Source organism: Pseudomonas sp. P5_A2_2, from assembly GCF_054177685.1.
Window position 1 is genome coordinate 21,076 of record NZ_JBGCUL010000015.1, and the last position, 8,170, is coordinate 29,245.

Below are 8,170 nucleotides of genomic sequence, written 5' to 3' on the forward strand. Positions count from 1 at the left end.
GCGCCCCGCTCCACCAGAATCAAATACGCCGTGTGGCGTAACGCTTGAGCATGCTCGGAACATCGAGAATCAGCGCGATGCGGCCGTCACCGGTGATGGTGGCGCCGGACATGCCCGGCGTTCCCTGGAGCATTTTGCCCAATGGCTTGATGACCACTTCTTCCTGGCCCACCAGTTGATCGACGACAAAGCCGATCCGCTGCGTGCCCACCGAAAGGATCACCACATGGCCCTCGCGCTGCTCTTCGTGAGCGGCGGAGCTGACCAGCCAGCGTTTGAGATAGAACAATGGCAGTGCCTTGTCCCGCACGATCACCACTTCCTGGCCGTCCACGACGTTGGTAGTCGACAGGTCAAGGTGGAAGATCTCGTTGACGTTCACCAGCGGGAACGCAAACGCCTGGTTGCCGAGCATGACCATCAGCGTCGGCATGATCGCCAGGGTCAGCGGCACCTTGATGACGATCTTCGAGCCTTTGCCCTTGGTCGAGTAGATATTGATGGTGCCGTTGAGCTGGGCGATCTTGGTTTTCACCACATCCATGCCCACGCCACGACCGGACACGTCGGAGATCTCGGTCTTGGTCGAGAAGCCCGGCGCGAAGATCAGGTTGAAGCAATCGGACTCGCTGAGACGGTCCGCCGCATCCTTGTCCATCAAGCCTTTCTTCACGGCGATGCCGCGCAGAACATCGGCATCCATGCCCTTGCCGTCATCGGAGATGGACAGCAGGATGTGGTCGCCTTCCTGTTCAGCGGACAGAATCACTTTGCCGCTGCGAGGCTTGCCCATCGCTTCGCGATCAGCCGGCTCTTCGATACCGTGGTCGACCGAGTTGCGCACCAAGTGGACCAGCGGGTCGGCCAGGGCTTCGACGAGGTTCTTGTCGAGGTCGGTTTCTTCGCCGACCAGCTCCAGGTTGATCTCTTTCTTGAGCTGGCGAGCCAGGTCGCGAACCAGGCGCGGGAAGCGCCCGAAGACTTTCTTGATCGGCTGCATCCGGGTCTTCATGACCGCGGTTTGCAGGTCGGCGGTGACCACGTCGAGGTTCGACACGGCCTTGGACATGGCTTCGTCGCCGCTGTTGAGGCCCAGGCGGACCAGGCGGTTACGCACCAGCACCAACTCGCCSACCATGTTCATGATCTCGTCGAGRCGCGCGGTATCGACRCGCACSGTGGTCTCGGCTTCACTGGCCGGCTTTTCCGCCGGTGGCGCGGCCGGAGCACGGGCAGCAGCCGGTGCAGCAGCGGCTACCGGGGCCGGTGTTTCGGCTTTGGGCTCGGGTGCCTTGGCCACAGGTTTCGGCGCCGCTGCCTTCGCGGCCGGCGCGGCAACGGACGTGTTCGATCCGCTGGAAACCGTCGCCTTGCCGACTTCGCTGAACTTGCCCTTGCCGTGCAACTCGTCGAGCAGCGATTCGAATTCGTGATCGCTGATCAGATCGCTGCCGGCCGCCGCAGCGGCTGGCGCGGCAGGAGTCGGTACTGAAGCAATGGCCGATTCGAGCGCATCGACAGCGAAGTTACCCTTGCCGTGCAGTTGGTCGAGCAGTGCTTCGAATTCGTCGTCAGTAATATCGGAGCTGTCGCCGGCCGCTTTCGGGGCCTCTGGCGCAGCCGGCGCCGGGACCACCGCGTCAATGGCGAACTGGCCCTTGCCATGTAGTTGATCGAGCAACGACTCGAACTCGGCATCGGTGATTTCATCGCTGGCAGCAGCATCGCTGACCGGCACAGAAACAGGTGCCGGCGCCTCGGCCTGAGCCTTGACGGCGTTCAGCGAGTCCAGCAGTTGTTCGAATTCATTGTCGGTGATATCGCCCGATTCGCTTTCAGCCACAGGCGCTTCGACCACGGCGGCGACAGGTGCAGCAGCCGTCTCGTCAGCCGATTGCGGTTCGGCCAGACGTGCCAGCGCCGCGAGCAGCTCCGGTGTAGCGGCCGTGATCGGGCCGCGATCGCGGACCTCGCTGAACATGCTGTTCACCGCGTCCAGCGCCTCGAGAACCACGTCCATCAGTTCCGAATCGACGCGACGTTCACCCTTGCGCAGGATGTCGAACACGTTCTCGGCGATGTGGCAGCACTCCACCAGCTCGTTGAGCTGGAGGAAGCMGGCGCCCCCTTTTACAGTGTGAAAACCGCGAAAAATTGCATTGAGCAGATCCGCATCATCCGGACGGCTTTCCAGCTCGACCAGTTGCTCGGACAGTTGCTCTAGAATCTCGCCGGCCTCAACCAGGAAATCCTGAAGGATCTCTTCATCGGCGCCGAAGCTCATTAAGGGGGTGCTCCTACAGGTCTAAAAACCCAAAAAACCTAAAATTCTAAAACTCTAAAATCCCAGGCTGGATAACAAATCGTCCACATCGTCCTGACCGGACACAACGTCTTCTCTTTTATCGGCATGAATCTGCGGACCTTCACCCTGAGAGAGATGTTTTTGTGGATCTTTTTCAGCAAGCATCGCTTCACGGTCATGTTCGATGCCCGCAAAGCGGTCCACCTGACTGGCCATCAGCACGAGCTTGAGCAGGTTGCTTTCGACTTCGGTGACCAACTGGGTCACTCGCTTGATCACTTGTCCCGTGAGGTCCTGGTAATCCTGGGCGAGCAGGATGTCGTTGAGGTTGCCCGACACCGCGCGATTGTCCGTGCCGCTGCGCGCCAGGAACCCCTCGACCCGTCGGGCCAGTTCACGAAACTCTTCGGCGCCGACTTCGCGACGCATGAAGCGCCCCCAGTCCGCGCTCAAGACCTTGGCTTCATCGGCCAGGCCATTGACCAGCGGCGTGGCACTTTCCACAAGGTCCATGGTGCGGTTGGCCGCGGCCTCGGTCAGCTTGACCACATAGCCCAGACGCTCGGTGGCGTCGGTGATCTGGGACACTTCTTCGGCTTGCGGCATGTGCGGGTCAATCTGGAAATTGACGATCGCGCTATGCAGTTCGCGAGTGAGCTTGCCCACTTCCTGATACAGGCCGCGGTCACGGGTCTGGTTGAGCTCATGGATCAATTGCACCGCGTCGCCGAACCTGCCTTTTTCAAGGCTCGCGACCAATTCGACGGCGTGTTTTTTCAGGGTCGACTCAAAGTCGCCCAATGAAGTTTCGTTATTGCCCATAGCTCCCCCGTGGCGCACTCATCAACCGATGCGTTCGAAAATCTTCTCGATTTTTTCTTTCAACGCCTGGGCCGTGAAGGGTTTGACCACATAGCCGTTAACACCGGCCTGGGCCGCTTCGATGATCTGCTCACGCTTGGCTTCAGCGGTCACCATCAACACCGGCAGGTGCTTGAGCTTTTCATCGGCACGCACGTGGCGCAGCAGATCGATACCGGTCATGCCAGGCATGTTCCAGTCCGTTACCAGAAAGTCGATGCTTCCGCTGTTGAGCACCGGAATGGCGGTAGTGCCATCGTCGGCCTCGACGGTGTTGGTGAACCCAAGGTCACGCAGCAGGTTCTTGATGATCCGCCGCATCGTTGAGAAGTCATCAACGATGAGGATTTTCATGTTCTTGTCCAATTCGACCTCCAAGCAGTCTTAAACGCGCCCAGCACCTGGACGCGCCATTTCAATCAATCCGGCAAAGCACTCAATGACTGTCTGGAGCACAACAGATCGCGACCGGCGCAGTTCAACACCACACCGGCCTCGTTCGCAGTGTCCCCCACACTGCCTTCAGCGCGCTCGCCACTCCCCCAAACGCCCCCGCAAACGGGCCGCGCACTGGCTGTGTAACTGGCTGACCCGAGATTCGCTGACCCCCAGGACCTCACCGATTTCCTTGAGGTTCAACTCTTCGTCGTAGTACAGCGCCAACACCAGTCGCTCACGCTCCGGCAAATTGGCAATCGCCTCCGCCAGCGCAGCCTGGAAGCGTTCATCTTCCAGATCGCGTGACGGCTCGATATGAGCACTCGCGCCATCCTCGTGCAGCCCTTCGTGTTCGCCGTCCTGCAACAGATCGTCGAAACTGAATAACCGGCTGCCCAGGGTGTCGTTCAAAATCCCGTAGTAATCGTCGAGACTCAATTGGAGTTCGGCCGCAACTTCGTGATCTTTAGCGTCACGGCCGGTTTTCGCTTCAATCGAGCGAATGGCGTCGCTGACCATGCGCGTATTGCGGTGAACCGAACGTGGCGCCCAGTCCCCCTTGCGCACTTCATCGAGCATGGCGCCGCGGATTCGAATGCCCGCGTACGTCTCGAAACTGGCGCCTTTGCTGGCGTCATATTTGGTCGACACTTCAAGCAGGCCGATCATCCCGGCCTGGATCAGGTCTTCGACCTGGACACTGGCCGGCAGGCGCGCCAGCAAGTGGTAGGCAATGCGTTTAACCAGCGGCGCGTAACGCTCGATCAGCTCGTACTGCGCATCACGCGCCGATTTTTTGTAGAGGTTGTAACCGCTTGCTGTCATAGAACCGGTCCTGCTGTCTGCTGCACGAGGCGCTCGACGAAAAATTCCAGGTGCCCGCGCGGGTTGGCAGGCAGTGGCCAGGTATCGACCTTCTGCGCGATGGCCTTGAACGCCAGCGAGCACTTGGAGCGCGGGAAGGCTTCGTAGACGGCACGCTGTTTCTGCACGGCCTTGCGCACGCTTTCGTCGTAGGGCACAGCGCCGACGTATTGCAGGGCGACGTCGAGGAAGCGATCCGTGACCTTGGTCAACTTGGCGAACAGGTTGCGTCCTTCCTGCGGGCTCTGGGCCATGTTGGCCAGAACGCGGAAGCGGTTCATGCCGTAGTCGCGATTGAGCAACTTGATCAAGGCGTAGGCATCGGTAATCGAAGTCGGCTCGTCGCACACCACCAGCAGCACTTCCTGGGCTGCGCGAACGAAACTGACGACCGAGTCACCAATGCCCGCAGCGGTGTCGATCACCAATACGTCGAGGTTGTCGCCGATATCACTGAAGGCCTGGATCAGGCCGGCGTGTTGCGCGGGGCTCAGATGCACCATGCTCTGAGTGCCGGATGCGGCCGGAACGATTCGGATGCCGCCGGGTCCCTGCAGCAGTACATCGCGCAGTTCGCAGCGGCCCTCGATCACGTCGGCCAGGGTACGTTTGGGTGTCAGGCCCAGCAGAACGTCGACGTTCGCCAGTCCCAGGTCGGCGTCCAACAGCATGACGCGCCGGCCAAGCTCAGCCAGAGCCAGGGACAAGTTCACTGACACATTAGTTTTCCCGACGCCACCTTTGCCGCCGGTCACCGCAATCACCTGTACGGGATGCATGCTGCCCATGTTATTTCTTTACCTTGTCTTGCATAGACGGAGGCCACATTACTGGCTGCGCGTTCGCAATCGGAACAATGCATGGCAGACCATCGATGTAGGTACAAAAACTGTTCATTACTACCTTAGCCAACCTGCTTGGTTTGGCTGTGGTAAATATCAGCGAACATGTCAGCCATGGCTTCTTCGCTGGGTTCTTCCTGCATTTGTACGCTGACGGCGCGACTGACCAACTGATGACGGCGCGGCAGATGGAGATCATCCGGAATCCGCGGGCCATCGGTCAGGTAGGCCACGGGTAACTCATGACTGATAGCCAGGCTCAACACCTCGCCCAGACTAGCCGTCTCATCCAGTTTAGTCAGGATGCAGCCAGCGAGCCCACAACGCTTGTAACTGTGATAAGCGGCGGTTAGAACCTGTTTTTGGCTGGTGGTTGCCAGGACCAGATAATTTTTTGAGCGGATACCGCGACCGGCCAGGCTTTCGAGTTGCATACGCAGGGCCGGATCGCTGGCCTGCAGGCCAGCGGTATCGATCAGCACCACCCGCTTGCGCAGCAAGGGTTCCAGCGCCTGCACCAGGGACTGGCCCGGATCGACGTGGGTCACCGACACGTTGAGAATGCGCCCCAGGGTCTTGAGCTGCTCCTGGGCACCGATGCGGAAGCTGTCCATGCTCACCAGCGCAATGTTCTGCGCGCCGTACTTGAGCACGTAACGGGCCGCCAGTTTGGCCAGGGTGGTGGTCTTGCCCATGCCGGCAGGGCCGACCATGGCGATCACACCGCCCTCCTCCAGCGGCTCGACTTCGGGGGTAACGATCATGCGCGCCAGGTGCGCCAGCAACATGCGCCAGGCCTGACGGGGTTCTTCGATTTCGGTGATCAGCGCCAGCAGGTCGCGCGACAGCGGGCCAGACAGGCCAATGCGTTGCAGGCGGCGCCAGAGGTTGGCTTGGTCCGGACGGCTGCCTTGCAACTGATTCCAGGCCAGGGAGCCCAGCTGGACTTCCATGAGTTCGCGCAGGCTGTTGAGCTCGAATCGCATCGAGTCGAACGCCCGCGGGTCCACGCCACCGGACGCTGGCGCAGCGGCTGGTGCGGGGCGACGGGGTTCGGCGTACGTCGGCTCGATCAGCGGCTCGGCGGCGGTCAACGGCAAGCCGGCGAACAACTGACGGTTGGTGCTCTGGTCGCTCTCGCCATCGCTACGCAGGCTCAATTCGGCCTGGGCGGTGACGATCCGCGACTGAGTCTTGCGCAGCTCGTCCTCGAGCTCCATGTTCGGAACCCGCGGCGCCAGCGCCGACAACTTGTAATCCAGCGCAGCCGTCAGCTCGACACCTCCGGCGATCCGGCGGTTGCCAATGATGGCGGCATCAGCGCCCAGCTCATCGCGAACCAGCTTCATGGCCTGACGCATATCGGCGGCGAAAAAACGCTTAACTTGCATAAACCACTACCTCAGCCGTTGGGCCCTACTGTCGCAACGATGGTCACTTGCTTGTTGTCAGGGATTTCCTGGTAAGCCAACACGTGCAAACCCGGGACTGCGAGCCGACCGAATCGCGAGAGCATCGCGCGAACCGGACCGGCCACCAGCAGAATCACCGGCTGACCTTGCATCTCCTGCCGCTGCGCCGCGTCGATCAACGAACGTTGCAGCTTCTCAGCCATGCTTGGCTCCAGCAGAACGCCTTCTTCCGAGCCTTGCCCGGCCTTTTGCAGACTATTGAGCAATATCTGTTCCAACCTTGGCTCCAGCGTGATGACTGGCAGCTGCGACTCAGTGCCTACAATGCTTTGCACGATTGCACGGGATACGCCAACCCGCACGGCAGCCACTAGCGCGGCGGTATCTTGACTCTTGGCGGCATTGTTGGCGATAGCCTCGGCAATACTGCGGATATCGCGCACAGGCACTTGTTCGGCCAGCAGCGCTTGCAGCACCTTGAGCAGCTGCGACAGCGAAACCACGCCCGGCACCAGCTCCTCGGCCAGTTTCGGCGAGCTTTTGGCCAGCAATTGCATGAGTTGCTGCACTTCTTCGTGACCGATCAGTTCACTGGAGTGCTTGTAGAGAATCTGGTTCAAGTGGGTAGCCACTACGGTACTGGCATCGACCACCGTATAACCGAGGGATTGCGCCTGGGCGCGCTGGCTGATTTCAATCCAGACCGCCTCCAGGCCAAAAGCCGGATCTTTGGCGGTAATGCCGTTGAGCGTGCCGTAGACCTGCCCCGGGTTGATCGCCAGTTCGCGATCCGGGTAAATCTCCGCTTCGGCCAGGATCACCCCCATGAGGGTCAGGCGATAGGCACTGGGCGCCAGGTCGAGGTTGTCGCGGATATGCACCGTGGGCATCAGGAAGCCCAGGTCCTGGGACAATTTCTTGCGCACCCCCTTGATCCGCGCCAGCAACTGGCCACCCTGGTTGCGGTCCACCAACGGAATCAGGCGATAACCCACTTCCAGGCCGATCATGTCGATCGGTGTCACGTCATCCCAGCCAAGCTCCTTGGTTTCCTGGGCGCGTGCCGGCGACGGCAGCAGCTCCTGCTGGCGCTTGACCTCTTGCAGGGCCTGCACCTTGGCGACGTTCTGCTTTTTCCAGAACAGGTACGCGCCACCAGCCGCCAGGGCCGCCATGCTCAGGAACGAGAAGTGCGGCATGCCGGGCACCAGGCCCATGACCGCCATCAAGCCCGCCGCCACCGCCAGCGCCTTGGGCGAGGCGAACATCTGGCGATTGATTTGCTTGCCCATGTCTTCCGAACCGGATGCACGGGTCACCATGATCGCCGCGGCTGTCGATAACAACAGTGATGGCAATTGCGCCACCAAACCGTCACCGATGGTCAACAGCGCATACACCTTGCCGGCGTCGGCGAAGTTCATGTTGTGCTGGAAGATACCGACCGC

Annotated in this window: 7 protein-coding genes; all 7 read right to left on the reverse strand. The window is 60.6% G+C overall.

The window, feature by feature from the left end; all coding sequences use genetic code 11:
- Positions 1-19: 19 nt before the first annotated feature.
- Positions 20-2,284 (reverse strand): chemotaxis protein CheA, encoded by a 2,265-nt coding sequence (locus ACXRVY_RS03700; protein WP_458237030.1) that lies wholly within the window; start codon positions 2,282-2,284, stop codon positions 20-22.
- A gap of 54 nt (positions 2,285-2,338) precedes the next feature.
- On the reverse strand, positions 2,339-3,127 hold the full coding sequence (locus ACXRVY_RS03705) for a protein phosphatase CheZ (protein ID WP_223461393.1): 789 nt from the start codon (positions 3,125-3,127) through the stop codon (positions 2,339-2,341).
- 21 nt (positions 3,128-3,148) lie between these two features.
- The gene (locus tag ACXRVY_RS03710) at positions 3,149-3,520 is read right to left on the reverse strand and encodes a chemotaxis response regulator CheY (protein WP_003183998.1); all 372 of its coding nucleotides are present in this window, start codon (positions 3,518-3,520) and stop codon (positions 3,149-3,151) included.
- Between the two features lie 168 nt (positions 3,521-3,688).
- Positions 3,689-4,429: an RNA polymerase sigma factor FliA gene (gene fliA / locus ACXRVY_RS03715; protein WP_223461391.1), complete on the reverse strand. Its 741-nt coding sequence runs from the start codon at positions 4,427-4,429 to the stop codon at positions 3,689-3,691.
- Positions 4,426-5,256, reverse strand: a complete 831-nt coding sequence (gene fleN, locus ACXRVY_RS03720; protein WP_008001746.1) for a flagellar synthesis regulator FleN — start codon at positions 5,254-5,256, stop codon at positions 4,426-4,428. Before fleN ends, fliA begins: the two co-directional genes overlap by 4 nt.
- 116 nt (positions 5,257-5,372) lie before the next feature.
- Entirely contained in the window at positions 5,373-6,701 is a 1,329-nt protein-coding gene (gene flhF / locus ACXRVY_RS03725) for a flagellar biosynthesis protein FlhF (RefSeq protein WP_223461389.1), read from the reverse strand.
- An 11-nt stretch (positions 6,702-6,712) separates the two neighbouring features.
- A partial coding sequence (locus ACXRVY_RS03730) for an FHIPEP family type III secretion protein (RefSeq protein ID WP_458237031.1) occupies positions 6,713-8,170 on the reverse strand: 1,458 nt, incomplete at its 5' end.

Coding starts and splice junctions, on each gene's coding strand:
- ACXRVY_RS03705 (WP_223461393.1), bottom strand. CDS start 3,127: ATGGGCAATAACGAAACTTCATTGGGCGACTTTGAGTCGACCCTGAAA.
- ACXRVY_RS03710 (WP_003183998.1), bottom strand. CDS start 3,520: ATGAAAATCCTCATCGTTGATGACTTCTCAACGATGCGGCGGATCATC.
- fliA (WP_223461391.1), bottom strand. CDS start 4,429: ATGACAGCAAGCGGTTACAACCTCTACAAAAAATCGGCGCGTGATGCG.
- fleN (WP_008001746.1), bottom strand. CDS start 5,256: ATGGGCAGCATGCATCCCGTACAGGTGATTGCGGTGACCGGCGGCAAA.
- flhF (WP_223461389.1), bottom strand. CDS start 6,701: ATGCAAGTTAAGCGTTTTTTCGCCGCCGATATGCGTCAGGCCATGAAG.